The 26788-nt window shown below is 64.3% G+C and carries 26 protein-coding genes, 1 pseudogene and 1 riboswitch; of the genes and pseudogenes, 15 read left to right on the top strand and 12 right to left on the bottom strand.

Translation table 11 applies throughout. The features are described from left to right. Positions 1–5 precede the first annotated feature (5 nt). Positions 6–650 carry a hypothetical protein gene (locus AU197_RS00305; RefSeq protein WP_064400421.1) on the bottom strand — a complete coding sequence of 215 codons (645 nt, stop codon included), beginning with the start codon at positions 648–650 and terminating at the stop codon, positions 6–8. Further along, positions 647–3040: a nitric-oxide reductase large subunit gene (locus AU197_RS00300; RefSeq protein WP_231744784.1), complete on the bottom strand. Its 2394-nt coding sequence runs from the start codon at positions 3038–3040 to the stop codon at positions 647–649. Before AU197_RS00300 ends, AU197_RS00305 begins: the two co-directional genes overlap by 4 nt. Before the next feature lie 171 nt (positions 3041–3211). Here AU197_RS00300 and AU197_RS00295 point away from each other — a divergent pair, with 171 nt between their 5' ends. Further along, a complete protein-coding gene (locus tag AU197_RS00295; RefSeq protein WP_064400419.1) occupies positions 3212–4228 on the top strand; it encodes a TIGR03617 family F420-dependent LLM class oxidoreductase in 1017 nt (338 codons plus the stop codon). 32 nt (positions 4229–4260) lie between these two features. Here AU197_RS00295 and AU197_RS00290 read toward each other — a convergent pair whose 3' ends face one another. Both AU197_RS00290 and AU197_RS00285 read right to left on the bottom strand, forming a co-directional pair. Beyond that, on the bottom strand, positions 4261–5136 hold the full coding sequence (locus tag AU197_RS00290; RefSeq protein WP_064400418.1) for a hypothetical protein: 876 nt from the start codon (positions 5134–5136) through the stop codon (positions 4261–4263). 58 nt (positions 5137–5194) lie between these two features. Further along, positions 5195–5548, bottom strand: coding sequence for a hypothetical protein (locus AU197_RS00285; RefSeq protein WP_064400417.1), 354 nt, complete (start codon positions 5546–5548; stop codon positions 5195–5197). Positions 5549–5651: 103 nt separating this feature from the next. On the opposite strand from AU197_RS00285, the gene AU197_RS00280 reads away from it, so the two are divergent. Genes AU197_RS00280 through AU197_RS00270 form a run of 3 tightly spaced genes read left to right on the top strand, consistent with a single transcriptional unit; the run spans position 5652 to position 8119 of the window. Next, positions 5652–5969 (top strand): type VII secretion target, encoded by a 318-nt coding sequence (locus tag AU197_RS00280; RefSeq protein ID WP_064400416.1) that lies wholly within the window; start codon positions 5652–5654, stop codon positions 5967–5969. 9 nt (positions 5970–5978) lie between these two features. Beyond that, positions 5979–7703: a WXG100 family type VII secretion target gene (locus AU197_RS00275; RefSeq protein ID WP_064400415.1), complete on the top strand. Its 1725-nt coding sequence runs from the start codon at positions 5979–5981 to the stop codon at positions 7701–7703. 5 nt (positions 7704–7708) lie between these two features. Continuing rightward, positions 7709–8119, top strand: coding sequence for a hypothetical protein (locus tag AU197_RS00270; protein ID WP_064400414.1), 411 nt, complete (start codon positions 7709–7711; stop codon positions 8117–8119). 233 nt (positions 8120–8352) lie between these two features. Here AU197_RS00270 and AU197_RS00265 read toward each other — a convergent pair whose 3' ends face one another. After that, positions 8353–9108, bottom strand: a complete 756-nt coding sequence (locus AU197_RS00265) for an SseB family protein (RefSeq protein ID WP_064400808.1) — start codon at positions 9106–9108, stop codon at positions 8353–8355. Between the two features lie 145 nt (positions 9109–9253). After that, entirely contained in the window at positions 9254–10852 is a 1599-nt protein-coding gene (locus tag AU197_RS00260; protein WP_231744795.1) for a DUF4407 domain-containing protein, read from the bottom strand. On the opposite strand from AU197_RS00260, the gene AU197_RS26545 reads away from it, so the two are divergent. From AU197_RS26545 to AU197_RS00250, 3 genes are all read left to right on the top strand, one after another. After that, positions 10842–11021 carry a hypothetical protein gene (locus AU197_RS26545; protein WP_231744804.1) on the top strand — a complete coding sequence of 60 codons (180 nt, stop codon included), beginning with the start codon at positions 10842–10844 and terminating at the stop codon, positions 11019–11021. The two genes, AU197_RS00260 and AU197_RS26545, sit on opposite strands and share 11 nt — an antisense overlap. Positions 11022–11200: 179 nt before the next feature. Further along, positions 11201–12496, top strand: coding sequence for an alpha/beta hydrolase (locus AU197_RS00255; protein ID WP_064400807.1), 1296 nt, complete (start codon positions 11201–11203; stop codon positions 12494–12496). A 66-nt stretch (positions 12497–12562) separates the two neighbouring features. Further along, on the top strand, positions 12563–14182 hold the full coding sequence (locus AU197_RS00250) for a peptide chain release factor 3 (protein WP_064400412.1): 1620 nt from the start codon (positions 12563–12565) through the stop codon (positions 14180–14182). A 24-nt stretch (positions 14183–14206) separates the two neighbouring features. On the opposite strand, the gene AU197_RS00245 is transcribed toward AU197_RS00250, so the two are convergent. Next, complete coding sequence (locus tag AU197_RS00245) at positions 14207–14905, bottom strand: mycothiol-dependent nitroreductase Rv2466c family protein (protein ID WP_064400411.1); 699 nt, start codon at positions 14903–14905, stop codon at positions 14207–14209. A 125-nt stretch (positions 14906–15030) separates the two neighbouring features. Then, entirely contained in the window at positions 15031–15576 is a 546-nt protein-coding gene (locus tag AU197_RS00240) for a TetR/AcrR family transcriptional regulator (protein ID WP_064400410.1), read from the bottom strand. A gap of 105 nt (positions 15577–15681) precedes the next feature. Between AU197_RS00240 and AU197_RS00235 the strand changes: the two genes are divergently transcribed. From AU197_RS00235 to AU197_RS00215, 5 genes are all read left to right on the top strand, one after another. Further along, complete coding sequence (locus AU197_RS00235) at positions 15682–16062, top strand: nucleoside/nucleotide kinase family protein (RefSeq protein ID WP_064400806.1); 381 nt, start codon at positions 15682–15684, stop codon at positions 16060–16062. A gap of 177 nt (positions 16063–16239) precedes the next feature. Further along, positions 16240–16524 (top strand): type VII secretion target, encoded by a 285-nt coding sequence (locus tag AU197_RS00230; RefSeq protein WP_064400409.1) that lies wholly within the window; start codon positions 16240–16242, stop codon positions 16522–16524. A 294-nt stretch (positions 16525–16818) separates the two neighbouring features. After that, positions 16819–17898 (top strand): hypothetical protein, encoded by a 1080-nt coding sequence (locus tag AU197_RS00225; RefSeq protein ID WP_231744783.1) that lies wholly within the window; start codon positions 16819–16821, stop codon positions 17896–17898. After that, positions 17886–18668: a hypothetical protein gene (locus AU197_RS00220; RefSeq protein WP_064400407.1), complete on the top strand. Its 783-nt coding sequence runs from the start codon at positions 17886–17888 to the stop codon at positions 18666–18668. The genes AU197_RS00225 and AU197_RS00220 overlap by 13 nt, the downstream gene beginning before the upstream one ends. A gap of 174 nt (positions 18669–18842) precedes the next feature. Next, positions 18843–19529 carry a hypothetical protein gene (locus AU197_RS00215; RefSeq protein WP_064400406.1) on the top strand — a complete coding sequence of 229 codons (687 nt, stop codon included), beginning with the start codon at positions 18843–18845 and terminating at the stop codon, positions 19527–19529. Positions 19530–19729: 200 nt separating this feature from the next. On the opposite strand, the gene AU197_RS00210 is transcribed toward AU197_RS00215, so the two are convergent. After that, positions 19730–20881, bottom strand: a complete 1152-nt coding sequence (locus AU197_RS00210) for a serine hydrolase domain-containing protein (RefSeq protein WP_064400405.1) — start codon at positions 20879–20881, stop codon at positions 19730–19732. 291 nt (positions 20882–21172) lie between these two features. On the opposite strand from AU197_RS00210, the gene AU197_RS00205 reads away from it, so the two are divergent. Further along, positions 21173–22408 carry a PPE domain-containing protein gene (locus tag AU197_RS00205; RefSeq protein WP_064400404.1) on the top strand — a complete coding sequence of 412 codons (1236 nt, stop codon included), beginning with the start codon at positions 21173–21175 and terminating at the stop codon, positions 22406–22408. Then, positions 22401–22661, top strand: coding sequence for a hypothetical protein (locus AU197_RS26160; protein ID WP_156434259.1), 261 nt, complete (start codon positions 22401–22403; stop codon positions 22659–22661). Before AU197_RS00205 ends, AU197_RS26160 begins: the two co-directional genes overlap by 8 nt. Before the next feature lie 679 nt (positions 22662–23340). Continuing rightward, positions 23341–23452, bottom strand: a riboswitch (SAM riboswitch). A gap of 120 nt (positions 23453–23572) precedes the next feature. Here the strand turns inward: AU197_RS26160 and AU197_RS25840 are convergent. The 3 genes and pseudogenes from AU197_RS25840 to AU197_RS00190 form a co-directional block, all read right to left on the bottom strand. Beyond that, positions 23573–23908: pseudogene (locus AU197_RS25840) on the bottom strand (NrtR DNA-binding winged helix domain-containing protein); the annotation flags it as partial. A gap of 121 nt (positions 23909–24029) precedes the next feature. Further along, positions 24030–24665: a hypothetical protein gene (locus AU197_RS26400; protein WP_197415418.1), complete on the bottom strand. Its 636-nt coding sequence runs from the start codon at positions 24663–24665 to the stop codon at positions 24030–24032. A 42-nt stretch (positions 24666–24707) separates the two neighbouring features. After that, on the bottom strand, positions 24708–25190 hold the full coding sequence (locus AU197_RS00190) for a PDDEXK family nuclease (RefSeq protein ID WP_156434258.1): 483 nt from the start codon (positions 25188–25190) through the stop codon (positions 24708–24710). A gap of 380 nt (positions 25191–25570) precedes the next feature. Here AU197_RS00190 and AU197_RS25835 point away from each other — a divergent pair, with 380 nt between their 5' ends. Then, a complete protein-coding gene (locus AU197_RS25835) occupies positions 25571–26458 on the top strand; it encodes a YDG/SRA domain-containing protein (protein ID WP_082696434.1) in 888 nt (295 codons plus the stop codon). Positions 26459–26788 lie beyond the last annotated feature (330 nt).

Raw genomic sequence — 26788 nt, 5'->3', positions numbered from 1 at the left:
GTCCATCAGAGCACCTCCTTCGGCTCGCTCCGCCGGTCGGACGCATACGAGCTACGACGCCGGATCTCCGCTTCGGCCAGCCGCTTTCGTTCCTCGAGGTTCTCGTCGAGCGACTGGAACACCACCCCGTCAGGGACGGCCGGGGTGCGCCGCAGGTGCGACCACAGCGGCAGACTCATCACCCCGACCACGACGGCGGAGCCCAACAGCAGCAGCGCCTCCGGTGCGGTGTCGGCAGCCAGGGCCGTCGCCAACGGTAGGATCACCGCGATGGCGCTGACGGCGCAGGCGATTCCGCGGTGGAAGCGCGCGGCCTCCGACGCCGGCCAACTGTCGATCGCGCGGCTCACCTCGCGACCGTCGTGCGACGAGGTACAGGTGTGCTTGACCGGGCAGGCGTTGCAGATCGACGGGGTCCCCCGGTAACGCATGACCCGGTTGTCGGGGTCAAAGGACGTGGGCCACAACCACTGATCCTCCGGACACTGCCAGGCATCGTGGTCTTCGTGGTAGACGAACGCGCCCGTGCGGTGCCCCTCGACCTTGGCCGCGGCGCGGCGGGCGAACGTGTCGATGCCGTAGGCGATGGCGACGAGAACCACCGCGTAGCCGATCGTCAGCCACGCGGCGATCCCGATGCCGGCGATCATAGACCCTCACCGCTTTCGTCGGGCGCCACCCGTCGGTCCGAGGCATAACGGCTGCGACCCGGTACCGCCATACCCGTGCGGTCCTCCTCGGCGTGGGCGTGTTCCTCGACGAACAACGTCTCGGCGGGCAGCGTGTGCGTGGTCGCCTTGATGCCGTAACGCACACCGAGCCAGGCGATCCAGAGGAACGGCAGCACACCACCGAGGATGAACAGGAAGTCACCGGGCATGCGCAGCCACTCGAGCACCACGTTGCCCGACTGGGTGATGTAGTTCAACGTGCGGGCCTCGTAGTAGCCGTCGTTCACCGAGTGCCACAGCTGCAGCACACCGAGCGGCAGCAGCGTGGCGAACACCATCCACGCCAGCCCGATGTTGAGCGACCAGAACGACAGCTTCGCCAGCTTCTCCGGCCAGCGTTGCGGCGGGATGATGTAACGCAGCGCGAACAGCGCCAACCCGACGGCGAGCATGCCGTAGACGCCCATCATCGCGCCGTGCGCGTGGTTGGCTGTGAGCGCGGTGCCGATCTGGTAGTACGACACGATCGGCAGGTTGATCAGGAAGCCGAAAATGCCTGCGCCGACGAAGTTCCAGAAGCCGACGGCAACCAGGAACATCACTGCCCACCGGTGCGGGAACGGCGCGCTGCTGCGCGACTGCTGCCGCGAACCCAGCTGCAGGAATGTCCACGCCTCGACGGTCAGGAACGTCAGCGGGATGACCTCCAGCGCGGAGAAGAACGCGCCAAGAGCCATGTGCTCCACCGGAGTTCCGGAGAAGTACAGGTGGTGCATCGTGCCGATCACACCGCCCATCGAGTACAGGATGACGTCGAGGAAGATCAGCTGGATCGCGATCTTGCGTCGCACCACGCCCAGCATCACGAAGATGTAGGCGACCATGACCGTGGTGAACAGTTCGAGGAAGTCCTCGACCCACAGGTGCACCACCCAGAACCGCCAGAATTCGGCGACGGTCAGATGGGTTTCGGTGCCGGCGAGCATGCCGACGGCGTAGAACGCGGGGATGGCCAGACCGGCGTAGAAGAACAGCCACGGCATGTTCAGCTTGCTCTCGGTCTTCAGCCGCGAGCGGATCGCGCGGAAGATGATCGCCATCCACAAGAAAAGCCCGATCACGAGCAGCGCCTGCCAGAAGCGCGGCAGGTCAAGGTATTCCCACTGCTGGTCGAAGAAGATCGAGCCCTTGGCCCAGTCGACGCCGAAGGTGCTCAGCGCCGTGCCGATCAGGGTGCCGGCGACGACGACGAACAACGCGCCCAGCAGCCCGTAGGTCAGCCAGGACTGGCGGCGGGGTTCGCGACCGGAGATGATCGGCGCCAGGAAGATTCCCGCGGCGAGGAAGGACGCCGCGGTCCACAGCAACGACAGCTGGACGTGCCACGTCCGCGCCAGGTTGAACGGCAGAATCTGGGCCAGGTCCAGACCGAAGAAGTTGCTCAGCTCGGCGCGGTAATGCTCGATCGCGCCGCCCAGTATCGCCTGGCCGAGGAAGAGCACCGCGACGACGAGGAAGAACCACGCGGTCGCCTTCTGCGACGGGGTGATCGCGACCTCACCGGGCTGGCGGAACTTCAGGGACGGGGTTTCGGTTGCGTGCCAACCGATCTTGCGGCTCCACCGACCGTAGAGGGCGAACAACGCGCCGAGCCCGGCGAGCAGCGCGATCAGCGACATCGCCGACCAGACCAGGATGTCGGCCGTTGGCGTGTTGTTGACGCGCTGTTCGGGCGGCCAGTTGTTGGTGTAGGAGTAGGAGTGGCCGTCACGCTGGGCCGCACTGGCCCAGGCGGTCCAGCTGAAAAACGCTGTCAGCTCCTTGATTTCCTGCGGGTCGGTGATGACCTGCGGGATGAGGCCGTACTCGGTGGAGTCGGTGCCGAAGAAGTCGGCGTAGTAGTCGCGGATCTTCTCGAAGGCGCTCACCTGCTCGGCGGTGAACTGCAGCGTTCCGGTGGCCTCGTCGTAGCGGTTGGTCCGCATCATCTCGACGACGGCGGCGGTCGGATCCTGCACTCCCGCGTCGCGCAGCTCCTGGCCGACATGGTCGGCCGACAGGCGAAGGTATTCGGCGGTGTAGTCGGGTCCGAGATAGCCGCCGTGGCCCATCACCGACCCGTACTGCTGCAACCCGCGGCGCAGGAAGATCTGCTGTCCGGCAGTGATGTCCTGCGCGGTGTAGAGCGTCTGGCCGTCGGGTCCGACGACGCGCTGCGGCTGCGGCATCGAGTCGGAGTAGGTCCGGGCGGCCAGCATGCCCATGATCAGGAAGCCGAACACCATGACCAGGGCGACGCCCTGGACCCAGCCTTTGGAGATGGCGAGTTCCGCCTTGCTCGGCGCGGGCTCCAAGAACTGGTCTGTCACGGCTATCCCTTCCGACGACATCGGATTCACGATCGCAGCGTGTAGCCAAGGTAACGAAAGGCACCGCGAAAGTGGTGGAGGTTCCCAGAGTTCGCGTCGACCTTGGCGGTTGTTAAGCAAAGGCTAGCCAAAGTTGGCGTAGCAGACCGGTGGTCGGGCTAGGGTGCGACTGTGCACGTCGACGTGATGACGACCCCCCAACCGCTTCAGGACATCGGCGAGTTGGCCCGACGGACGCAGACGGCCGGCTTCTCCGGATTGCTGTTCACCGAGACCGGGCGCACGCCGTACTTGAATGCGGCGGTGGCGGCGCAGGCCGCGCCGGGGCTGGAGTTGTCGACGGGCGTCGCGGTGGCGTTTCCGCGCAGCCCGTTCGTCACGGCGGCGACGGCGTGGGAGTTGCAGGAGGCAACCGGCGGCCGTTTTCGTCTGGGGTTGGGTACGCAGGTCCGCACGCACGTGGTGCGGCGCTACGGGATGGAGTTCGAGCGACCGGGCCCGCGGCTGCGGGACTACGTGCTGGCGGTGAAGGCGTGCTTCCATGCGTTCCGGACGGGCAAGCTCGAGCATCGCGGCGACTTCTACAGCCTGGACTTCATCACACCGCAGTGGAGCGCGGGACCGATCGACGCGCCTGATCCGAAAGTGGATGTGGCGGCCGTGAACCCGTGGATGCTGCGGATGGCCGGCGAAGTGGCCGACGGAATCCACGTGCATCCGCTCGGCGAGCCGGGATACATCGGGCGGCATGTGCTGCCGAATCTGGCGCAGGGCGCGGCGAAGTCGGGACGCTCGGTCGACGACATCGCGGTGATCGTGCCGGTGATGACGATCGTCGGCGACACCGACGCAGAACGCGATCGTGAGCGGGAGCTGGTGCGCACGAGCATGAGCTTCTACGGCAGCACGCCGAACTACGCGTTCATCTGGGACGAGGCGGGGTTTGAGGGTACGACGGCGCGGATCCGGGAGAAGCAAAAGGCCGGCGACTACAAGGGCATGGCCGAGCAGATCACCGACGAGCACATCGCGGTGTTCGCCACGGAGTCGACGTGGGACGGTCTGGCGGACGCGTTGATCTCACGGTACGGCGGGGTGGCATCACGCGTGGTGCTCTACAACGCGCTGGCCGATCCGGCGCGGTTCGAGCGTTACGGCGAGGTGGCGCAAAGCATTCGGGCGCGATAACTGAGGCGCTCAGTGGACTCGCCTTGACTGGGTCACCATTGGCTGCCACATACGGTGCAGGTCCAGTTGTCCTTTCGTCGGGCGCAGCCGCGGTAGTCGTCCCACGGCGGGAAGTCCAGATGGAAGACCTGTCCGAACTGTGCGCTCTGCGTGCGTTGGGCGCCGCAATAGGGACACCGCGGATGCTGGGAGAACAGATAGTCGATCAGGCTTGTGAAGCCGCCGTCGCGCATGGCGGTGTCGCAGCGCAGGCACAGTACGCCGGGCCAATCGGCGGGAAGTTCTGGCAGCCAACACTTGTCGGGTATCGGGCCGTAGAAGTAGCTGGGCACGTTGGTGGCTTCCATGATCACCGGCTGCGGCTGCGGCCGCTCGGGAAAGTCGACCGTGCGGATGCGGAAGGCGTCGCGGGCACGCGCACCGAGCAGGTCGAGGACGGCTCCGCATCCGGTGCACCGGCCGCAGGAGTGAAGGAGGGTTGCCGCCGCGGCTATCGTCGAATGGCCGAACCGCGTCGAACGCTTGCCGTCGGCGTCGCAGTCGGTCAGCGCGAGGATCATGCGCGTGGCCGCGTCGCCGCGAAGCTGCCACACCTTGCGCGGGTCCTCGTCGCCGGCGAACCTGACCACCCGCGCCAGGGTGCCGAGGTCCACCAGGCCGGGGCTGGGTAGGCCCCAGGTGATCTCGGCGCGGTCGAAGCGGCCGTCGGGACCGATGCGGCCGAGTCGCGTCATGACCGACGGCGGATCGGTGTTCAAAACGATGGCCACCGGGTCGCCGATGTGGGCTTCGCCGAAGCCGTAGCGCCACGGCCGGTACGACGAGCGATCCTCCAGAAGAGTGATCACCGCGTCCTTCCAGTCGGCTCCCTCGACGATGTGAAGACGTTCGATTACAGTTTGCGTCACTACACCATTATTCCAGGTGCATATGACAATTCACTGATTCAGGCGTTTGCTGACCGGGTCACCAGAGGACGGCGATGGCTGCAGCGGCGAACGACAGGACGCCGATCGACCAGAACATCGGGCGCGGTATGGGGTTGCCGGTGCGCTTCTGGCGAGCGCTGCCCATGCCGAGGACCCCGCCCAGGATCACGAGGATGACGAGCTTGATCCCGATCTTCGGATAGTTGAGTTCGATCCCCGCGGGCCACGGCGCGGCGAGCGCGAGGCCGGTGAGCAGCGAGAGCAGAAGGCCGTAGTCCATGGCGCGGGTGGTGCGGAAGCGCCGGGCCAGGGCCTCGGCGGCCCAGCCGCCGAACGTGATCGCGAAGCCGACGATGTGCAGCAGTACAACTACGTTGCGTAGTAGTTCCATGGGATGAGCTTAACGCCTGGTCGGAGATTTCCGGTGACGAAATTGCTGCGTTGGCGGCCCCTCGGGCGGTGTTAGTGTGCGGCTGACGCTGGAAAAAGGGGGCATGGTGTCTGACTCGAACGACCCGCTGAAGGTCGATCCGACCGAGCTGCGCATGGCCGCAGACCGGCTCGACGGCCAGGCCAGCGGGTTCCAATCAGCGCATCAGGCGGCACATTCACGAGCGGGGAACACCGCTCTCGGATCGGGGTCGGCGGCCGCCGCGTTGCCAAAGATGCTGGCGGCGTGGGAGGCCGACGGCGCACGGTTCGCCGGTAATTTCGCCAAACACGCGCAGGGACACCGCGAGGCGGCAGACAGTTACGTGCGCACCGATGCCGGCGGCGCCGAGGCGGTAGAAGGCGCCGGCTCTGCGATGTGAGGTGCGGGCATGGCGCTGAGCCTTGGGGAGCTCAAACAGTGGCCTCCCGAGATCGCGGACGTGGCCCAGGCAGCACGCGAGGCCGCGGACAATCACACCGGCTCGGCTGAGTTCTATCGTTCGCTGATCACGGTATCGACCTGGGAGGGCCAGGGCGCAGAGGCCGCGAAGTCGGCGATGACGGCCACGGCCGCAGACCACGAAGCGGTGGCCGACAATCTCGGCGCGGCGGCTCAAAGGATGGAGAACGTCCACCGCGACGCGGAGGCACTCGCCGAGACGATCAAGGGCATCCTCGACGATGCCGCCGCCCAACCGGCAGTGGGCATCGATGAGTCCACCAATCAGGTGATCCCGCCCGATACCAGCCACATGACCGAGGAGTACGCCGCGCAAGTGGCGGCCAAGGTCACCGACCTCAGGGAGCGCATCGCGGATGCGCTCGCCGACGGTGAGCGCATCGACACCGAGTTGGCGGGTGCGATCACCGCGGCCAGCGGTGAACGGGTGGTGAAGACGGCGGGGTCGCTGGAGGACATGCTGCTGCCTGCGACTGGCGGGCGGCGTGACGAACCGAAGCCGGACGAGCAGTCGTCAACGCCGAAGAATCTCGATGAAGCACTGGACCGGATCGCCGAACCTGGCCAACCAGCGCAGCCGGTGCGGTTGGACCCGGCCGCGGTCGAGCAGTTCAAGGACCTCGCGCGCAAAACGATGTTGCACAGCGGGGTTCCGCCCGAGCAGATCGAACAGCGGCTCGACGCGATGGTCGCCGCAGCGCACAAACCGCTTGCCCCAGTCAAGACGCCCGAACGCGATGCAATGCCGAAACCCAGCTTCGAGGACGGCTTCGCCGACGGCTGGTTCGGCACCGAAGAGAGCATCAAGAATCTCATCGGGGCGAACGGGTTGGAGGACTTGAAAGAGTCGTGGACGGACCTGGCCAAGGGCACCTGGGAACGGGTGACGAACCCGATCGACTCGATGAAGGAGGATATCGAGCACCTGACGAACTACCCCGGGCATTACTTGGGCGAGGTAGCCGGCAGTACGGCCCTGACCGCGCCGAGCGCGATGTTCGGTGGCGAAGCAGCTCTAGCGGCGCGCGCTGCCATACCCGACGACGTCATTGACATGCCAAGTCACACAGGCACAGTCGAGCACTCGACTCCGCTTGCTGATCTTCCGAGCCACACCGAGGCGCCATTGGCGACCGGTCATCCGCCACTGCCGCTGGGCGACGCGGGTTACTCACCCGATGCGCCCCTTGTTGCCTCGAACCTGAACGAAGCGTTCGTGAACGGAAGCCCGACGACAGATCTCGCTCGCGAGGTCGCGCAACTATCCACCCACCGATTCGGCGACGTAGATCGCGTCGTTCTTGGCAAATGGGATGGTCTTGACGGTGGATACATCGGCGAGGCTCGCGCTAATGGCGGGATCTATTACGACACGGGACCAGACACCTGGAACGCAATCGGCGACGGCCTCAGCAAGCCTGACGCAAACGCGGTCGGATGGCTCGTCAACGAGCAGTTCCTCAAGACCCAGATGGAAAGCGGTGTTGCCCGTATCGACTACATAGTCGAGGGCACGCGTTTTTCCTCAGTGGATGACGTTGTCCGAACCGACCCAGATTCGTTCTCCGCAATGGAGATAAAGTATTTGGTGCAGCATGCGCCATCATATGGATATGAGCGAGTTGGTAATTCATGGGTGAAAAAGGAAGGCTGACATAGATGGCCGACGACTTCTCAGATCAAGTGCAGTCTATTGTCGGGCCTCTGTTGTCTGAACTCGGCTTCAGGCTCGATGGCGTTGACCTCAACGTTGACGAAGGCGGCAGGCTAGGCGCTGTTGTTTACTACCGGTCGGCAGACTGCAAGATACAGGTCTACCAATCCGCACGCGAGGGCAGTACAAATTGCATGATCGCGCCACTCGATGCGCCTAACGTATTCGGACCTCATGACAGGTCACTCAGCTGGCAGTACTTGACGAAATTCGTCCCCTTGCCGGATACGCCTCTCGAGGAGTTGGTTGAGTCGGTCAGCTTCAAGCCAAAGACGACAGCCGAGCAATTGCGTTGGGTTCGCGACATCATCGGCGAACACTTCGAAGCCGCGCGCGCCGGCATCCTCGGGCGGTGACTCAAGGCTTCCTACAAGGGGATTCGCGGACGTCGGATGACCTTGGCTGAAGGCGTCAACGACATCATCAGCAGGTTCAGCGTCCTTCATCCCGAACTGTCCCCCGAGGCTCTCGACCAGATTGGTCGATGCGTCGGATGGCAACTTCGCCCACTACTGACCCGCGTTGACTGTCCGAGGAGGGGAGCCTGGGCAGTCAGTATCTCGGGATACATTGACTCAGCCCGCGAGAGTCAATCGCCAATCTCGGCTGCCGAGAATGTAATTGACGGCCCAGCGGGGTTGATAACGATTCCTCCGTGTCGGTTCTTGCGGATCATGTCCAGCACCCGGAGCGTGGTGAATGAGCCCGGGCCATCGAACGCGTTGTGCGCGGCGACCTCGGGAGCGCTGGTGAAAGCGACCAGGGCGGTTGAGCCATCACTCAAAGTCATTGATCGGAGCAAAGTTTTGCCCGGTACGGAGTTCCCGTCGGCTCCCAGCAGCAACGGCCCATCCGTCAGCAGGACTTGGAGAACGTCCTGTCTGTCGGCGTCACCCGCCTCCAACGCGGCGAGCACCGTTTTCAATGGCTCGTTGTTCGGGTTGCCCAGCGCGAAATCGATGTCCGCCGCCGACAGGGCACAAGTCGGACCTGAAGGATCTATATAGAGCCAAGCGTCCTGACGACTCCGAGCGAAACTCAGCGCACCAGTCGCCGGCGTGACCATCGACTGAATGCGGGTGTCCGAATCGTAGAGGCGCGCAATCTCCTCCTGCCGGGTGAATACGTAAAGTGCCCGGCCTCCGTCAGGCCCCGCGCCGCCGCGGAACTGTAGCCGTGCTCCGGCAGCGAACGAACCGTCCTGAGGCTCGTCGGACCCGGTGATGTCGAACAGCAATTCGCCATACATGCACGTCCGCAGCACATCGAGGACACCTCGCTGGTCGGGCTTGGCCGCGAATGCCTCGACCGCTCGACGAACCGTCGCGTTGTCGACGAGAGTCATGCGCCTCCGATCACGGTGAAGAACCTCCGTACGCATGAAATCACTCGGGCGCCGCAGGTACACACCGATCGATCAAGCGGGTTGGCACTCACGGACGACACCTGTCGCACCCACCATTCAGATGACGAGTCTTACGGCTTCTGGGTCAACGCCCCGGCGGAAGTTCCCGTGGGCCGCGACGTTCGTTCAGCTCACGCGTGCCACCCGCGCTCAACTCAGGGCGGCCCTCGCCCCTCGTCACGGCCGACGACGTGTGTTCCGCGCCCACGCCTACCTGGCCGTAATCGTGACGACAGTCGTCGCCTCGGACGGTAGACACTGGCCGCACCTCACTCGTCGGATCCGAAACACGTTCTCTCGCATCGACTTCGCTCTCCTCGACATGAGTGGTCACTTTGCGCGTGCGTCGCATCGAGAAGTGGATCTCCTCGGTCTCCTCGAGGACCCGCCGTGCGCTCCGCAACGGTTTTGTGGTGGTGTCGATCGCGTTGACGATGATCGGCGGCACCAGTGGACGAATCCAGCGCGCGGCGGCACGCGTGACATCCGGGATGCCCGGGATCAGCGGACGTGCGGACTCCTTGGCGGGCTCTACCGCGCGGTCTTCCTCGACGGGTGCGGGCAGGTTCTCCGGCACATTCACATCAGGCGCCGGCACCTCGGCCGCAACCAAGCTCGCCGCCTCCGCCTCCGCAGCTATCGGCAGATACACATCCTCAGGCTTCGAAATACGTTCCGCACGTGCGGGAATCGCGGTGTCGACCGCTTCTATCACTCGACGGCGCTGCTGCTCGCGATCGATCTCCAGTTGCGCCTCGACAGCCATGCGGGCGCTCGCCAGCTGCTGCTCGGCCCACATCGTGTCGATGGCCGCACGCACCTCGGCCCGCTTCACCGCAACCGCCGTGTCGGCCTCCAACTCGGCGCGATCCCGCGCGACGTCGGCGGCGATCCCGCGATCCTGCGACGTCTCACCGCGCCACCGCCGGAGAATCAGCGGCAGGAGGCTCAGCAGGACGAAGAAGCCGTCGACAAGAATCCGCAACACCAGCGCCCCCGGGTTCGCCAGCGTGTGGTCATTCATCGCGACCCACCGTGCGCCGAGTCCCCGATCCGCATCTGTCGTCGCGGCCTGCCGGGCTTGCGCCAGCGCCTGCTCGCCGTCGATAACCTGCGCGTCGAGAGCCGGCGCGCGAAGGTCCCGCTCGGCCAGCGCGGCGTCGAGGCTCCCCTGGGCGTCGGCGAGGAAGTCGTTCGCCGTCCGGTTCTCGGGCCCGGCGCCGGGCACGCCCGTGATGACGGTCTGCGGGCACTCAGGCCGGGGATTGAACTCGCAGCGCGCCACCACCAGCGCGTCCTGCCGGCGCTGCACGGCCTGCTCAACGGCGGCATCCAGTTCACCGCGCGCGGCCCGGCTGCGGTCCACGTCGGCTGCGGCCTGCGCGACGGCCGGGCTGGAGTCGGCCGTACGCGCCGCCCGCTCGTCGAGGACACGATCGACCGAACCGGAGAACACGACGACGGCGGCAAGCTCGCCCACCACGAGGCCCATGGCGACCGCCACCGCAGCGCGTCCCGTGACGCCGGACCCACGTACGGCCCCGGTTGCGATTGCCCGGCTCAGGGCACCGATCAGCAGCCCGAACACCGAGGTCACCGCGATGACGGTCGCCAACGGCCAGGATGTCGACTGAGCCAGGGCGGAGGCGGCCACCAGCCATGCCAGCAGCGCCGTGACCAGCACCACCACACCGGCGCTGACCAAAGTGGACCGCTCGTGGCGGGCAGACACGTCGCGCGGCTCGCCGCCAGAGAGCCAGATGAGGCCCGACGCGGTCGGCGAGGCGCCAGTGCCGGCCTCGGGATTCCTGTGGACGCCCATGAAAACTCCAAACGTGCAGGTCAAGGCGTGACAGAGCGCTACCGACGGCCTTGTCGGCGATGTGCCAGGCGGAACCCCCCGCGGTTCGCACCATCACGCCGTGCGAATGCGGGAATTCTCCCACAGCGGGGTATCGGCCGTTCTCCGCGGACAGGGGGTCGCGCACGTATGCCGTGTCACCGCACCGGTGCCGGCTCGTATGGTGACCGCATGAAGAAGGCGCGAATCGGCCGCATCGCCCAGCAGGTCGCGGCAATAGTTGTCACGGCAGTCACCGCGGCCTCGACGCTCAACGGCTACCGACCGCTGGTGCGCAAGGGCTACCCGTCGATCTTCTCGTTCGGGTTTGGTTTGGTGGTGAGCGAGTTCCCACTCCAAACCCTGGCGAGCCAGATCGGCGGGCTGGCGTTGACCACTCGGCGCCTGAGCCGTCCGGTGCGCGTGGTCGCGTGGGTGGTGGCCGCCATCTCGGCGATCGGGCTGCTGAACTTCAACCGCGCGGGTCACAAGGCGGCTGCCCCACTGACCGAGGCGTTGGACCGCGGCCTTGGCGCCGATCGCCGCACCCACTCGTCGGGCCTGTGGCGCCAGCCGGCGGGCGGCGGTACCGCCAAGACGCCGGGCGCGCTGCGGATGATGCGCATCTACCGCGACTACGCCCACGACGGCGACATCAGCTACGGCGAATACAGCCGCGCGAACCAGCTCGACATCTGGCGGCGTCCCGACCTCGACCGGAACGGCAAGGCGCCGGTGCTGTTTCAGATTCCGGGCGGTGCCTGGGTGACGGGAAACAAACGCGGACAAGCACATCCGTTGATGAGCCATCTCGCCGAGCTCGGCTGGATCTGCGTGGCGATCAACTACCGCCACAGCCCGCGCAACACCTGGCCCGACCACATCGTCGACGTCAAACGCGCGCTGGCGTGGGTCAAGACGCACATCGCCGAGTACGGCGGTGACCCGGACTTCATCGCGATCACCGGCGGCTCGGCCGGCGGGCATCTGTCGTCGCTGGCGGCGCTGACGCCCAACGACCCGCGGTACCAGCCGGGCTTCGAAGACGTCGACACCCGGGTGCAGGCCGCGGTGCCGTTCTACGGCGTCTACGACTTCACCCGCTTCGAGGACGCGATGCATCCGTCGATGCCCGAACTGCTCGAGCAGATGGTCATCAAGCAGCCGCAGAAGTCGGCCTTTGAGACCTACTTCGAGGCGTCGCCGGTGAACCACATCACCGCCGACGCGCCGCCGTTCTTCGCGTTGCACGGGACCAACGACTCGCTGGTGCCCGTCGAGCAGGCGCGGGCGTTCGTCGCCAAGCTGCGAGATGTCAGCACCCAACCGGTCGTGTACGCCGAATTGCCCTTCGCCCAGCACGCTTTCGACATGTTCGGCTCGGCGCGCGCCGCGCACGCGGCCGTCGCCGTCGAACAATTCCTCGCCGAGGTCTACGCGAACTGGCAGCAGGCGTCGCAGTCGGAGAGCATCAGCGCGACGTCGTGACGCCCCGGGTTCCGGCCGACTCGGATTAACAGATCGCATCGTTCGGCCAATACCATGGCTACCGCTATGACCGACACTGCTCTGACGGCTGCGCCGAGCGCCGACGCCTCGCCACCTGGCCGTATCTCCACTGAGGCCGGCCGCCGCAGGACCTTCGCCGTCATCAGCCACCCCGACGCCGGCAAATCGACGTTGACCGAGGCGCTGGCGCTGCACGCGCGGGCGATCACCGAGGCCGGCGCGGTACACGGCAAAGCGGGTCGGCGTGCGACCGTGTCGGACTGGATGGAGATGGAGAAGGCCAGGGGCATCTCGATCACCTCGACCGCGTTGCAGTTCCCGTACCGCGACTGCGTCATCAACCTGCTCGACACCCCCGGCCACGCCGACTTCTCCGAAGACACCTACCGGGTGCTGACGGCCGTCGACTCGGCGGTGATGCTCATCGACGCGGCCAAAGGTCTTGAGCCCCAGACCCTGAAGCTGTTTCAGGTGTGTAAGCATCGCGGGATTCCTATCATCACGGTGATCAACAAGTGGGACCGGCCCGGGCGCCACGCTTTGGAATTGATGGACGAGATCCAGGAGCGAATCGGGTTGCGCCCCACGCCTTTGACGTGGCCGGTCGGTATCGCCGGCGACTTCAAGGGTGTGCTCGACCGACGAAGCGGAAATTTCATCCGGTTCACCCGCACCGCGGGTGGTGCCACCGCGGCCCCCGAGGAGCACATCGCGGCGGCCGAGGCCCACGCTGCTGCCGGCGACGACTGGGACACCGCCGTCGAGGAGAGTGAACTGCTGTCCGCCGACGGCGCCGATTACGACCGTGAGCAGTTCCTCAGCGGCGAGGCCTCACCGTTGCTGTTCACGTCGGCGGCGTTGAACTTCGGCGTGAATCAGCTTCTCGACGTACTGGTCGGACTCGCGCCGGCGCCCAGCGGAGCGCTCGACGTCGAGGGCGCGCGTCGCCCGGTCGAATCACCGTTCAGCGCTTTCGTTTTCAAGGTGCAAGCGGGGATGGATTCGGCACACCGCGACCGCATCGCGTACGCGCGGGTGGTGTCGGGCACCTTCGAGCGTGGAGATGTCCTGACCCATGCGGCGACGGGCAAGCCGTTCGTGACGAAGTATGCGCAGTCGGTGTTCGGCCAGCAGCGCGCCACGCTGGACACCGCCTGGCCCGGTGATGTCATCGGCTTGGCGAACGCCGCCGCGCTGCGCCCGGGTGACACGCTGTATCGCGATGTGCCCGTGCAGTATCCGCCGATCCCGAGCTTCTCCCCCGAGCACTTCGCCGTTGCGCGCGGCACCGACCCCAGCAAGCACAAGCAGTTTCGTCGCGGAATCGAACAACTCGAGCAAGAAGGCGTCGTGCAGGTGCTGCGCTCAGACCGGCGCGGCGATCAGGCACCGGTGCTGGCCGCGGTCGGACCGATGCAGTTCGAGGTGGCCGTGCACCGGATGGCGACCGAGTTCAGCACCCCGATTGCGCTGGAGTCGTTGCCGTATCAAGTGGCACGGGTCGTCGACCCCGCCGACGCCGAGTTCATGGACAAGCAGGTGTCGGCCGAAGTGCTGACCCGAAGCGACGGCGTCATGCTCGTGCTGTTCTCCACACCGTGGCGGCTCGACGGCTTCCAGCGCGACAACCCCGACATCAAGCTCGGGTCGTTGGTGGCAGCGTAGACGTCGCAGTCCTCGGGCGCGGTATCAACCCGGCGGGTCGAACGTGACGACCTTGCCCCGGTTGATCGACACCCAGTCCCTGGCCTCCAGATACGGGCGGAAGGTCTCGGTGATGGCCTGCTGGTCGGCGTGCGTCTTGGGCCGCTGCAGCTCGTAGAGGTGCGGGAACTCGGTCCAGGCGACGACGGCGTCCCACAGCCGCAGCGCCGCCTCCCCTGCCGGCGGGTCGATGAGCACCGGCCCGAACAGGCACTGCCCGTCGGGAAAGAACAGCGTCGGCACGCCGTAGCCGCCGGCGTCGACGACGCGCTGGTGGTCGGCCATCACCTCGTCGCTGGTGGTCGGGTCGGCGATGGCCTGGTCGACCAGCCGGGGGTCGAAGCCGAGTTCCTCCAAAAGGGCTCGGGCGACGGCCTTTTCGTGTGGCTTGTGTCCTTCGACGTGCAGCGCTCGTGCCGCGCGTTCGTACCATGCGTCGAGGTCGGCCATCGACTGCCGGCGCAACAGCGCGCCGATGCGCATCATCGACCAGCCGTACGACCACTCCCGCTCCCACGGATGCTTCTTGCCGTCCTGACGGTTGATTTCCTCGAGGCTGAAGAAGCGCCAGTTCACCTCCAGGCCGCTGCGCTCGCGCACCTCGCGGATCCACCGCGACGTCTGATACGCGAACGGGCACATGACGTCGAAGTGAAAATCAACGGCAACAGGACGATTAGTCACATCGGAACCTCGGATCTACGCGGCCAACGATCGCCATCCTGCCAGCTGGACATGCCGGAGTCGACGGTCGTCCCGTCCCGCGCCTCAGGCAGGCCGGCAGCGTGCGCTGTGAGGCAACGGTGGGTTCAGGCCCGCACCGTCGGCCAGAGGAGGTCGAACAGTCGCTCCTCCCAGCCGTTCGCAATGCGGCCCGTGCGAGCACGCTCGGCGATGACTACGCCGACCACCGCGTCGATGAGGGTGGCGCTGTCGATGTCGGCGCGGAACGATCCATCGGCCTTGGCCGCGTCGATCACCGATGTCAGTTCGGCCCGCTCCTTGGCCAGGATGCGGCGGAAGAGCTTGGTGAAGTCGGGGTCGTCGTCGGTGAGCATGGCGGCGAGACCGCCAAAGCCGATGCCGACCTCGATGGCCTTGACCGCCTCTGCGATGAGCCAGCGGAACCGATCCGGTGCCGCGGTTGATGCGGCGAGGGGTTCAGGAGCGGTCACCCGCGTCAGCGCGGCGGCAAGCATGTCGCGGCGGTCGCGATGTCGCCGGTAAATGGTGGTCTTGGCGATGCCGGAGCGCGCCGCCACGGCCTCGACGGTCACGGCGTTAGGCCCTCTGGTGCGCAGGAGCGCCAGGGTGGCCTCGGTGATGCCGTCGTCGACGTCGCGTCGCTGTGCCATCGCACCTCCTCTGGCCGGGAATATCTCCGGCTGCAAAAACGCTACACTAAACGTAGCGCTACGATGCGCGTAGCGTTTCGCTGAAGCTTACGAGAGGTGATATCGATGTTGAAGGCGCTAGGACGAATTCCACCGACTGCGGTTGGGTATGTGTCCCTGCTGCTGAGTTTCGCGGCGCTCGGGACGTTCGTTTACGCGCTGGCCGCGCAAAGTGCGGTGGCAGGAATCATCGGGGCCGGCATGGTCGTGTTGATGGTGGCTGCAGTGGCGGGCTTCCGCGTCGGTGCCCGCAAGCGCGCAGAATCCAACGACAGCGGTATCGAGATCCCCAGCGAGAACATCTGGGCGCGACCGCTGCGCCGCGAGCAGATCGACCACTATCTGTCGACCTACCGCCGTGCGCGCGACAACCACGAGCAGTTGATGGAAGCCGCCACGTCGATGCCCGCCGAGTCGCCGAAGGAGCTCGAACGGCAGGCCGCCTGACGCTTCGCACGCTGCGCCCGGGTGACACGCTGATCGCGATGCACCCGGGCAGTTCACTAGATACCGAGCCTCGGTGCGAGACCCCCGGGGCGATCCCAGAAGAAATTGGTGCGTCCCGGTGCGCCGGGGGCGTGTTAAGAATCTAGACACACCATCAATTCGAGGCGGGGTATGTCTGTGCTGGTCGATCCGGAGGTCCTGCGGGCCTTCGCCGCGCACGTCGACGCCGTCAGCGGTCGCATCGCGGGAGCCGCGGTGGGCCCGACGACCACATCGGCGGCCGACAGTCTGCCCGGGGCGACAACGCAGTGGGCGGCGAGGTCGGTCGGCGAGCATTTCACCGAGGTGGCCGAGAACCTGGCGCAGAACGTGGCTCGGATGGGCGAGGCCGTGCGCGGCGCCGGCGACACCTTCGAGGTAACTGACGAGGCCTTGGCCGGCGAATTCGACGGGCTGCTCTGACTGATGCTGCCCTCTCGCCCTACCCTGCGGGGCTGGAACCCGGAGTCGTTGACGACGTCTGCCGCGGCGATTGCCGCGGCAGCGCAGACAGTAGTCGATGGAGTGTCGGGTATCGACGACGCGTGCGAGCGGATGCCGGAAACGCGGGCATGGTCAGGTAAGTCGCACGCCGCGGCGAGCGCAATGTTCGGTCGGGCGGAGCGTCAAGCGTCGACGTTCTCGGATTACGCCAAGGCGGTCTCGGCGGCGTTGAGTAGCGGTGCCGAGTCGATCGGGAGCGCGCGTAAAGCGTTGTTGGCCAAGGCCGACGAACTCGACGCGGGTCCGTTGAACGTCACCGATCAATGGGTCGTGCTCGTCGACCCCGTGTACATGTCTGAGGAGGCAATGGCCAAGCTGCAGGCGTTGGCCTTGCAGGAGCAGGCCATCGTCAACACGATGCTGATCGCTGTCGGCGATGCCGACGACGCGACTGCCAATGCCGTTGCGGCAGCGGGCAACAGGTTCGGGTTCGTTGAGGCGGGACTGCCAGCCGATCTGGGCGGCATCCTGTTACCCACGGCGCAACGACCCCCCGACGAGGTGGCCGACCCGCGAACACCCGTCGGCGCGGTGGCGCAGGAGGCGATTCGTTCCGCCGATCAGCAGCAGAATGTGCGGGAAGTCGTCGAGTCCACAAACGCATACGGCGAGGAGGTGACGACGGTGATCAAACAGGACGGCAGCAAGGCCGTCACCACCCGCATGGATCCGTTCGAGTGGCCCAGCAAGCAGAACTTCTACGAACTCGAGGAGTTCGACAAGAACGGTGACTTTGTAGCGCGCACCAGTTCGTGGCATGACCTGTCCAACGACTGTGACTACACGTCGATCACTTTCACCGACGGCTCGAACTGGACGATGTCGATGGACCCCACCGGCCACCGACAGGCCGGCTTCACGACCGCAGACGGTCGACACAGTGCGGTGCCCGTCGAGCTGATCGACAACATATCGACGGGTACCACAGCTGCAATGTCGGGCCTGGAGGAACACATCGCGCGTGGCGGATCCTTGCCGATGGTCACTGCAGAAACAGCCGAAAATATCGGAAAGACAATGAAATTCGGCGGACCGGCAGTGACAGTCGCGACAACGGTCTTTGACATGGTGATGGCCGAGTCGGACAAAGATCGGTGCATCGCACTGGTGGCCGGGGTGGCCGGCGGTGGTGGAGGCTGGGGCCTCGCTGAGTTTGGTGCGGCAGCTGGCGCAGCGACTGGTCCCCTGGCGGTAGGAGCCGTGCCGCTTCTTACCATCATCGGGGCCGTCGCCGGAACTGTAGGCGGCGTGGAAATGGGCAAGTTCATTGGTGAGGTCGTGTGTCCGTACTGAATCTTCCCGAACCCGCGAACTGGGCCAAGGTCAACCGACGCCTGTATTGGCTAGTCATGGGCGTATCGGCGGGCCTGCTCTACTTTGTCGTTCGCGGTATCTTGGCCGGCCTCCGTGGCAACTACCTGACGACCGTACTACTGATCGGCTTCGTCACGTTTCCAGTGTTGATGATGGCGGGCCTACTGCTAGCCGCCACAGGCAAGACGCAGACCCGAACGTCCAACGACCCAACGGGATTCACCGTCTGGCCGGACAAGCGGGTGGGCGTGCTGTACGTCGTGGGGCTGATTGTCATGGCCCCATCGGGTGCCCTCCTGGCGCTCTATCTGCCGCGAGGAGCAATCGACATTCCAATGTCCCGTGGGTTGCAGATCTTCTCACCACCGCTCTTTGCCCTAACAGCTTTGTTCTCCGTCATCGGTCTCGTCGCGTGGGTGCGGCGTGGCGGCATCGGCTACCTCAAGTTCACCCCGGCGATGGTCGAGATCGCCGACGTTGTGAAGACGAGGGCTTTGGAGTGGGACGACGTCGTCGATGTCAAGGACCACTCAGACACCAAGGACGGCAGGAAGGCCGGTAGGTCAGTGGTGCTGTGCTTGCGCGACGGCACCGAGGAAGTCATAGGCGGACTGAACTTGTACGTGCCGACCGGTGTGCCGCTCTATTGGATGGTGCGCCACTACTGGAAACACCCCGAGGATCGAATGGAGTTGGTGGATCACCGTGCGGCCGAGCGGTTTCGTGACGGGCGATTCGCGCTCGATTGATGGCCGAAGTACTCGACGTCGGCAAGCGTTCATCACCAAGTGCGCGCAGTTCGGTGCTCGGCCAGCAGTGCGCCACGCTCGCGACCAGTCACCCGGTGACGTGATCGAGGAAACGCTGTAAGTGTGCACATTCGGTTATGTCGGCGGCATCATCGGCAATATCGTGTGTCCCAAATGAAGATCCTTCCGATCGCGATACTCTGTGCGCTACTTGCCGGCCCTGTGGGCATTCTGGCGGCGGTTTGGGCGGTCATCAGCGTTGGCCGCGGTGAATATTTGACGGCGCTGGTGTCACTTGGGTTCTCGATGTTCTGCATCGGTTTCATCGTTCCGTTTGCCAAGGTTGTCCCTGGCAAGGTGTCCCCCGTTGGAGAATTCGACGAGCAGGGAACCACCATTCGGCCGGATCGCGGCATAGACATCCCGATCAAGATTGCCGTACTTGGACTAACCGTGGCCGGCGGATTGTTCGCGATATTCGGACCCCTCGGGATGGTGGACATTCCGGTGCCCGAGCAGATGCGCTATGCCATTCCGTTTGTCAGCGCGGTAGCCGCAATCATGGGAGTACCGATCTTGTGGCGGACGCTCCGCCGAGGCAGCCTCCACCATCTGCGCCTCACACCCACCGGATTCGTGATCGTGCAGGGCTGGCGACCTCAGAGCGGCGACTGGACACAGGTAACAGACATCACGGATGTGGCGCCGAACCAGACTGCGGCGACACCGAACGCAATAGTCTTTGTGATGTCCGACGGCAGCGCGCCGACCCTCCGGCAGCCTCATTCACTCCGGACGGGCGAGACCTCCGCGAATTGGTGCGCTTCTATTGGCGATATCCCGAGCACCGCGACGAACTAACCGACGGCCGAGCCCTCAAGCGCCTCAACGACAACCGATTCACCGCTGGCTCATAGCATCGCGGCGCCTACGGCTCGGTGCCGTTGCTAAGTTGGCGTCAGACATGGGCTGTCGCCAAACCCCGCGGCTGTGATTGCCGCATTTACAACTATTTGATTCGACAAGCTCGTGTCGTCGGTAGCGGCGTCGGACGGCGGTGCTCAGGAGACGTTCGCGCCGAGTTCTGCGTAGACGGCGGCTTCGAAGCCGAGGATCGTCTCGACCACCTTGGCGTCGAAGAACGGCAGCAACTGCGTGGCGATGACGGCGCCGATCCCCGCCTTGCGGTCGATCCAGAAGAAGCTGTTGAACAGTCCTGACCAGTCGGCCGAGCCGGCGCTGCGCATACCGGGCAGGTCGACCAGGTACAGGTGGAACCCGAGGCCCCACCCCTGCGGCACGTCGAGCAGTTCGACCGGGTTGGCCAGCTCGGGGACCGTCGGTTCCATCTTCTTCGGTAGCGGCGCCCCGTCGAGATGGTCGCGCAGGGCGAGTTCCACGGTCTCCTGTTTGAGGATGCGCGTTCCCTCGAGTTCGCCGCCGTTGAGCCAGGCCCGGACGAATCGTCCGTAGTCGGCGACCGTGCCGTAGGAGCCGTGGCCGGCGGCGTCCCACTCGGGGTTGGCGGGCAGGTCGAGCTCGGTCGGTACAAGGCTGCCGTCCGGCGCGCGAAAACGGATGGGCAGCAACCGGGCACGCTGCTCGTCGGTCGGGGCGAATGTCGAGTCGGTCATCCCGAGTGGTTCGTAGACGTGCCCGGCGAGGTAGTCGGCGAGCGTCTGGCCACTCACGGCCTCCACGACCATGCCGAGCCAGTCGGTGCTGACGCCGTACTCCCAGACCGTGCCGGGATCGTTGACCAGCGGCGCGTGGATGCCCTGTTTGAGTCCGTCGAGCGGGGTGGGAAAGCCTTGCTCGGTGCAGAAGGTGAAGAGCTTCTGGTTCATGAAGTGGTACCCACAGCCGGCGGTATGGTTCATCAGCTGGCGGACGGTCGCCTGCGTCTTGGGTGCACGCAGGACGGGTTCACGGCCCTCGAAGCCGTCGATTACTTGGAGCTCGCCGAATTCGGGCACGATCGAGGCGACGGGCGCGTCGAGCTCGATGCGTCCCTGTTCGACGAGCTGCAGCGCGGCGGTGGTGGCGACGGCCTTGGTCATGGATGCGTTGCGGAACATGCTGTCGGGCTTCGCATCACCCGCAGCACTCTGGTAGAGGACGCCGTCGCGGCCAACCACTGTGGCCGCAACTCCGTGTAGCGAGCCACCGGCGGTCACGCCGTTCAGCAGGTCGTCAATACGCTCAAACCCCATCTCAAGCTCCTTTGCTTGGGGATGCAGAGTCATCATCGCACGCGGTGAAGGGTGATCTGACGGACCTGAGCGGCCCGCTGTCACGGTCGCGATCGCCGCGGGGCACGCGCGCTCGCGGCCGATTTATGCACCGCAATGAGCGACCGAGATGGCAGACAGCCCGGCGCGCAGCAACGGGCGCCGGAATTGTGTGCAGGCATATCTTCGCCCGCCGATACAGTTATCTTTGGTTGCTGAATAGATCTTGGCGGGTGTCGGCGTGTCACGTCGCCGAGCTTGGGGGCCAAGGACATGACGGGACCGGTTCTCGAGGTCGACATCGATGCGTTGAACGCCGATGGCCGGCGCCTGGAGTCGCTCGGGGGTCCGTTAGTGCCGTCGAACGGTGCGCCACCAGGTGCGGACTCAACGTCACTTGGGGCTGCGAGAGCGCTGAACGCGCACGAGTCAGCACTGATTGAGGTGCTGCAGCACGCAACTCTGGTGCGTCAGTACGCCGGCGCCGTCCTCAGGTCGGCCGCCACGGCATTTGAACGCGCTGATAGAGCTGGTGCGGAATCGATCCGTCGCGTCGACGGCACCGGTGCACCACCGATCACGTCTTTCTCCGGACCGCTGCGAACCCCGGCGTTGCCACCCATGCCACATCAGCCCTCGATCGCGAGCATCCCGAAGGTGTCGGCGCTGTCGTCGGTTGGAGGCGAGCAGTTCTCCGCCGACTTGCATTCCGGACCAGGTTCGGGCGACTTGAGGAACTTTTCGCGTGCGTGGCATCGCTACGGCCAAGAGATCACTCGAATTTCCGATGACACTGCTGCGGTATTTGTGTCGGTTCACGACCATTGGTCGAGCGGCGACAAGGCAGCGAACAAGATCAGTAAACACGCGACGTGGCTGGACTCCGCCGCCAGGTGGGCCGAGCGACTCTCAGTTGCGGCCGAAGCGGTCGCGCATGCGTTCGATATCGCGAAGCAGAACACACCGACGCCAGAGGAGTTCGCCGACGCCGAATCAGATGTGATGACGGCCGCTGCGCTGATGGCTTTCTCGCCGGCCCTCGGCATGATGAAGCACCAACAAGCGACGGCGAATTATGCTGATCTTGTTGCTCAGGCCGAAGAGGCCGCTAAGCAGTATCACGACGCGGTCAGCGACGCGCTGACGACAATCGGAGACCCGATAGTGCCCTGCCCGCCGATCGCCAGTCCGGCCGACATACCAGATATCCCGCTCACCGCCCCCGGCGTCATGATTCCGGATACAGCTCCGAAGTCGATCACCGGCTACACCAAACACGCCGAGGAGCGGATCACCGGGCGAGATGGCGGGATAGGCGTTCGCAGAGATGCGCTAGAGGATGCCTTCAATCGACCTGTCCGCGACGTGAAGCGCCTCGTGGACGATCAAGGCCGAGAAAGTTATCAGTACACCGGTGAGAACGCAATTGTGATCGTGAACGACCAGGGCAAGGTCATCACCGGGTGGGCTACAAACCGTACGGGAACGCCAGGAGGAACAGGTGGATAGCAGCTTCGATTCTCTCAGCGGCGCTCACGCGGAGCTCCTCAACGAGATCCTCACCCGCCGTAACTCAGCACTTCTAGAGCGGATTCGGCGAGCCAAATCCGTATCACGCTCGGACGCCGAGGAAATTATGTCGGTCATCAGTGACGAGTTCACCAAGCACCTCGACGCCGACTGGGAACCAACCGAATACGGACAGGCTGTCAGTGCGTTGCTTGCAAAGTTCAACGCTGCCTACATCAACGAGTGGCCCTGAGCTCGAGGGTGATTCACCCTATGTAGGGCTCAGTGCCTCAGCGCTGGGAGGGCGCCGGCGAGCCCTTGCCGAGCGGTGCGTTCGACGTTGCGCGTGAAACCAAGAGCCAGCCACGCGAGCCGGCTTAACACTATTCAGCGCCTTCGCTTTCAAGGTGGAGTTCGAAGTGGCCGTTCACCGGATGGCTGCGAAGTCCTGCACCCGATTGTGCTGGAGTCGGATCAGCGACGTTGAGGCCGGGGCCGGCCAGCGGCGTAGCGGGAGACCACTTGCAGTGACGGATCCGTGAGGCATTTCAGCGGAGTGTCCGCCTGTTTGTGTTCGGCATCGACTCGAGACAGGGCACGATTCAACTCTCTGCGGCCCTCCGTCGCATCGCCACCACAGCGGCGGCAAGACCCGTCAACGACGGAGCTGGGCGGATGCGGGCAGCGATCCCGTGTGGTGCATCCACACGCCACCGGGAATTGCTTGTAGCGGGTCGCGTAACCGCACCGGTCGCAGGGGCGATGCAAATGGGGAATGGCGCCCACCCGATGGGGCATAACTTCTTCCTTTCTGAAGAGGGCCGGCTGATCCGATAAGCCTCGCGTTGCCGTCGGCCAGGACGATTACGCGGCCGCAGCTGGGCTTGGGGGTGGCGGTCACTGCCTGTTCCTCGTTAAGGGCCCCTTCTCAGGAGGCGCTCTTACCGTCGCCGGTTGGCGTCGGCCGCTTCGTCATCCGAGCCACCCACGAGCGTGGGGTTGGCGCACCATCTAGTCGGAGCTTGACGATGGTGTCTCGTGAAGCGATTCCAGTCTAACTCCGCAAACCAACAAGTCGGAAGATCAGTAACCGCGGGCTTCAGAGGACGCGTTCAACCACCCGTCAGTAAATTCGTTCACCGAATGTTGGTCGGCTCCGACACCTCAGTCGTCGGCTAAGTGGTGGTGTGGAGCCGGATCACGGCGACGGAACAGTTCGGCGGGACGTCCCCTGCCCCTCACGGCCATGACGCCGGTCGCGACGAGGCTAGGTTCCATCGCGCGGCGAAAAGTGTCGCGTTGCAACGGTTCTCCGGCGACAGTCTCGTGCGCAATCCGGAGGTCTCGAAGTGTGAACTCCTCGCCGAGGAGCCAATCAGGATCGGGCTTGGCGACGTAGCGCGCACGAATATCGTCAACTGCACGCCTGATAATTTCTTCGTGGTCATAGATCAGGCGTCCGGGCGAATGGACGGGCATGAGCCTAGTGGTGTATGCGAATCCCTTGCCAGCCGTCTAACCGCAGCGGAAGGAGCGTCGGCTGACCTAGACGGCGTCATCGAACCGCGAGCGTGCACTCGAAGCGGCTAGTTGCTGCCGACAGCTGTTATGACGGGTGATACTACGATTCATCACTAGCAAGCTCGCGTGTCAATGCGTGTACCAACTGTTGGATTTCGAACGGACCCAGATGGTACTCCCAGTAATCACTATCAGAGTTCGCCATAACCACGACGACTCCGTGCTCGCCATCGGTGCGTTCCCGTACTATCAAGCGGCCGGCGTCTGTGAAGGGAGCCGGATCGTAGTCGTGCCGAAGACGCAGCCTCTCAAGGGAATATGTCTCGCTCAGTGACGGCTTTCGTTGTTTCAATCCAGCACTGGAATCCTCAGAAAGTTCGAGCATAGTTGGGCGCGTCGACCGCACAGTAACTCCAGGCAGCAACGCCAGGAGTGCGCACACGAAAGCAGATCTCTTGACGTTTAATCTATTTAGGAGCTCGTTCTGAGTCAGTTGACGGTGACGGAGCAAGTGCTCCCAAGCCACGATGATCATCCACGCGGGCACCATCTGTGGACCGGTACCGCGGTCATCCGATCGCAACGTCTCCACCTCGATACCGCAACGGTCAATCGACACAATGCGGTTGGGTCGTTTCGAGGCCAGCGTTTCGATTTCGTCGCCTGGTTCCACGATGGAGAAGATCAGTTCAAATAGAGCATCATCAAACTCTTGCGTTCTCGTGGGCTGATTCACTTGGGCTCCGATAAGTCGATGGACACGGCATAGAGCAACCAGTCAGTTTGGACGTCGTCTCTCAGCGAGGGCCTGAACACGAGCGGCGAGTTCCTCGTCGGGCTGCCCGGCGACCATGACAAGCCGAGCGCCGGCACGGTCTTCCTTATCTGCCGCCTTCTTTAGCGCGGGCAGGTATTTATGCACCTCTCCGACTAACCGATCGTCACCCTCACCGACCTTCCGCTCAAAGCCGACGAGAATGTCTCCCGTTTTCTCTACGGCCAACAGATCGATCTTGGAAGTCTCGGAGATGCGCACGTCGTATGTGCGGAACCTCAGTCCATGGGTCTTGACATACGCGAGTTGGTCCCAATTCAACTGCAGAAAATGCGACAACTCCTTTTCGTCGCTAAATAGCTGTCGCGGCTGCTGAAAGCCCGGCATGGTCCTCGAGTGATCGAAGAAGTGGATCCGCGCCTTGCCGTTGATGCCTGGATCTGTGGGCTTCGGATGGGTTCTTATGCCAGCCGGTCTCAAGGGCATCGTCCGACTCCTGCAGCAGCTTGCTCGATAGTCGGCCATAACCGAGCTCCCTCCTGCGAGCGTTTAGCAAACTGTCTGGACTGTGCCGTAGCACCGGGCCGTAAACTCGGGCGCATTATTCACGCGCGCCCGTGTTCTGGCGAGGAACCGTGCGATCTTGTCTTCCTAGCTCACCCTCGCTGGCACAAGCGCTCCCAGATTCTAAGCCGCCGTCCTGTGTTTACGGTTCTCATCGCTGCGAATAGTTAGTAGCATGCCATCCGCACTGATCTTTGAAGAACGCTCAGGATGACCACCACAATTGCAGCGCGGTGACTCGTGATGCGCCAACTCCCGAACGCGGGTGAACCTATCGTCAGCGCCACTAAACTGTCGATCCGATGACAAGGCGCACCTTCGGAGAGATTCCCGGAAACCCACCCGGCACGACGTACGCCGATCGACGTGCAGCGTCCGAGGCAGGGGTTCACCGTCCCCTCCAGGGTGGAATATGCGGCGGAGCGGACGGAGCCGAGTCGGTCGTTGTCTCCGGCGGATACGTCGATGATGTCGACTATGGCAATGAAATCATCTATACAGGCCACGGGGGCAGGGATCCTGATACCGGCCTTCAAATTGCAGACCAGGAGCTGACCCGCGGAAACTTGGGCCTAGCACGTAACTATCTCGACGAAATCCCTGTTCGAGTCATCCGTGGACACCGGGGCGTGCATTCGATCTCGCCTCCATCGAGTTACAGATATGACGGCTTGTACAAGGTCGCGAACTTTTGGCAGGAAATTGGGAAGGACGGGTTCCGAATCTGGCGTTTCAGACTGACGGCTTTGGACGACCTGTCGGCGATGCCCGAAGCGGTGCGCGCCGCCTGTTCCGTCATAACCGACCAGAACCAGGAATTGCCGATTTCGGCCCGTCGCGCATCGTCTGGCTCCCGACGTCCGATGCAACAGGTACGCGAGATACATGATCGGCGCTGCCAGGTTTGCGGCCTACGGTTAGAAACGCCGGCCGGTCCTCACGCCGTAGCGGTTCATATACGCCCTCCAAGCGCACCGCACGGAGGGCCGCGCTCGATCGACAACATGCTGTGTTTGTGCCCAAACGACGCCGTTAGATTCGTGACCGGCGGAATCTACATCGACAACGCGTCGGTCGTAGTCAACGCCCTTGCAGGCGAACCCATCGGCAAGCTGCGGCTCAATCCATTACATTCCATCAACCCGGATCACTTGCAGTACCACCGAGACCGGCTAGCCGGAAAGCGTTGATGCTGTTAGGGACTGGTGTCGACCTGAACTCACACACAATCGAGTTCAGCCCGTGCAATGACAAGGCGTCGGCTTTCCGAATTTGCGCGAGGGCCGCCCGTCATGTTCGTCGGCGGCTAGTCGTGTCGAATCCGCGGACGTGCAGAGCTAGAGTCGTTTGGTCACGGGAACCGTATTCCACAGTTCCCTTGGCGTGCCCAGACCCAGTGAGCCGGACAATTTCGACCTGAGGCGTCGACTCCGGGTCTTTAAGCGATCCCCTACTCGTAGTCGTCGTCGACATCGAAACCATCGATAACAAGCGCAACTAACACAACGATCCGTCGTGTC

The organism is Mycobacterium sp. IS-1590, from assembly GCF_001500025.1.
GTDB lineage: Bacteria > Actinomycetota > Actinomycetes > Mycobacteriales > Mycobacteriaceae > Mycobacterium.
The sequence above is the reverse complement of the archived record's forward strand: the minus strand, read 5'-3'. Positions and strand labels throughout refer to the sequence as shown.

What these genes read in the sequence shown, in the direction of transcription:
- AU197_RS00255 (WP_064400807.1), top strand. Translation starts at nt 11,201, where the DNA reads ATGAAGAAGGCGCGAATCGGCCGCATCGCCCAGCAGGTCGCGGCAATA.
- AU197_RS00250 (WP_064400412.1), top strand. Translation starts at nt 12,563, where the DNA reads ATGACCGACACTGCTCTGACGGCTGCGCCGAGCGCCGACGCCTCGCCA.
- AU197_RS00280 (WP_064400416.1), top strand. Translation starts at nt 5,652, where the DNA reads ATGGTGTCTGACTCGAACGACCCGCTGAAGGTCGATCCGACCGAGCTG.
- AU197_RS00210 (WP_064400405.1), bottom strand. Translation starts at nt 20,881, where the DNA reads ATGGGGTTTGAGCGTATTGACGACCTGCTGAACGGCGTGACCGCCGGT.
- AU197_RS00275 (WP_064400415.1), top strand. Translation starts at nt 5,979, where the DNA reads ATGGCGCTGAGCCTTGGGGAGCTCAAACAGTGGCCTCCCGAGATCGCG.
- AU197_RS25835 (WP_082696434.1), top strand. Translation starts at nt 25,571, where the DNA reads ATGACAAGGCGCACCTTCGGAGAGATTCCCGGAAACCCACCCGGCACG.
- AU197_RS00235 (WP_064400806.1), top strand. Translation starts at nt 15,682, where the DNA reads ATGTTGAAGGCGCTAGGACGAATTCCACCGACTGCGGTTGGGTATGTG.
- AU197_RS00205 (WP_064400404.1), top strand. Translation starts at nt 21,173, where the DNA reads ATGACGGGACCGGTTCTCGAGGTCGACATCGATGCGTTGAACGCCGAT.
- AU197_RS00240 (WP_064400410.1), bottom strand. Translation starts at nt 15,576, where the DNA reads ATGGCACAGCGACGCGACGTCGACGACGGCATCACCGAGGCCACCCTG.
- AU197_RS00265 (WP_064400808.1), bottom strand. Translation starts at nt 9,108, where the DNA reads ATGACTCTCGTCGACAACGCGACGGTTCGTCGAGCGGTCGAGGCATTC.
- AU197_RS00190 (WP_156434258.1), bottom strand. Translation starts at nt 25,190, where the DNA reads ATGCCCTTGAGACCGGCTGGCATAAGAACCCATCCGAAGCCCACAGAT.
- AU197_RS00215 (WP_064400406.1), top strand. Translation starts at nt 18,843, where the DNA reads ATGAAGATCCTTCCGATCGCGATACTCTGTGCGCTACTTGCCGGCCCT.
- AU197_RS00285 (WP_064400417.1), bottom strand. Translation starts at nt 5,548, where the DNA reads ATGGAACTACTACGCAACGTAGTTGTACTGCTGCACATCGTCGGCTTC.
- AU197_RS00305 (WP_064400421.1), bottom strand. Translation starts at nt 650, where the DNA reads ATGATCGCCGGCATCGGGATCGCCGCGTGGCTGACGATCGGCTACGCG.
- AU197_RS00270 (WP_064400414.1), top strand. Translation starts at nt 7,709, where the DNA reads ATGGCCGACGACTTCTCAGATCAAGTGCAGTCTATTGTCGGGCCTCTG.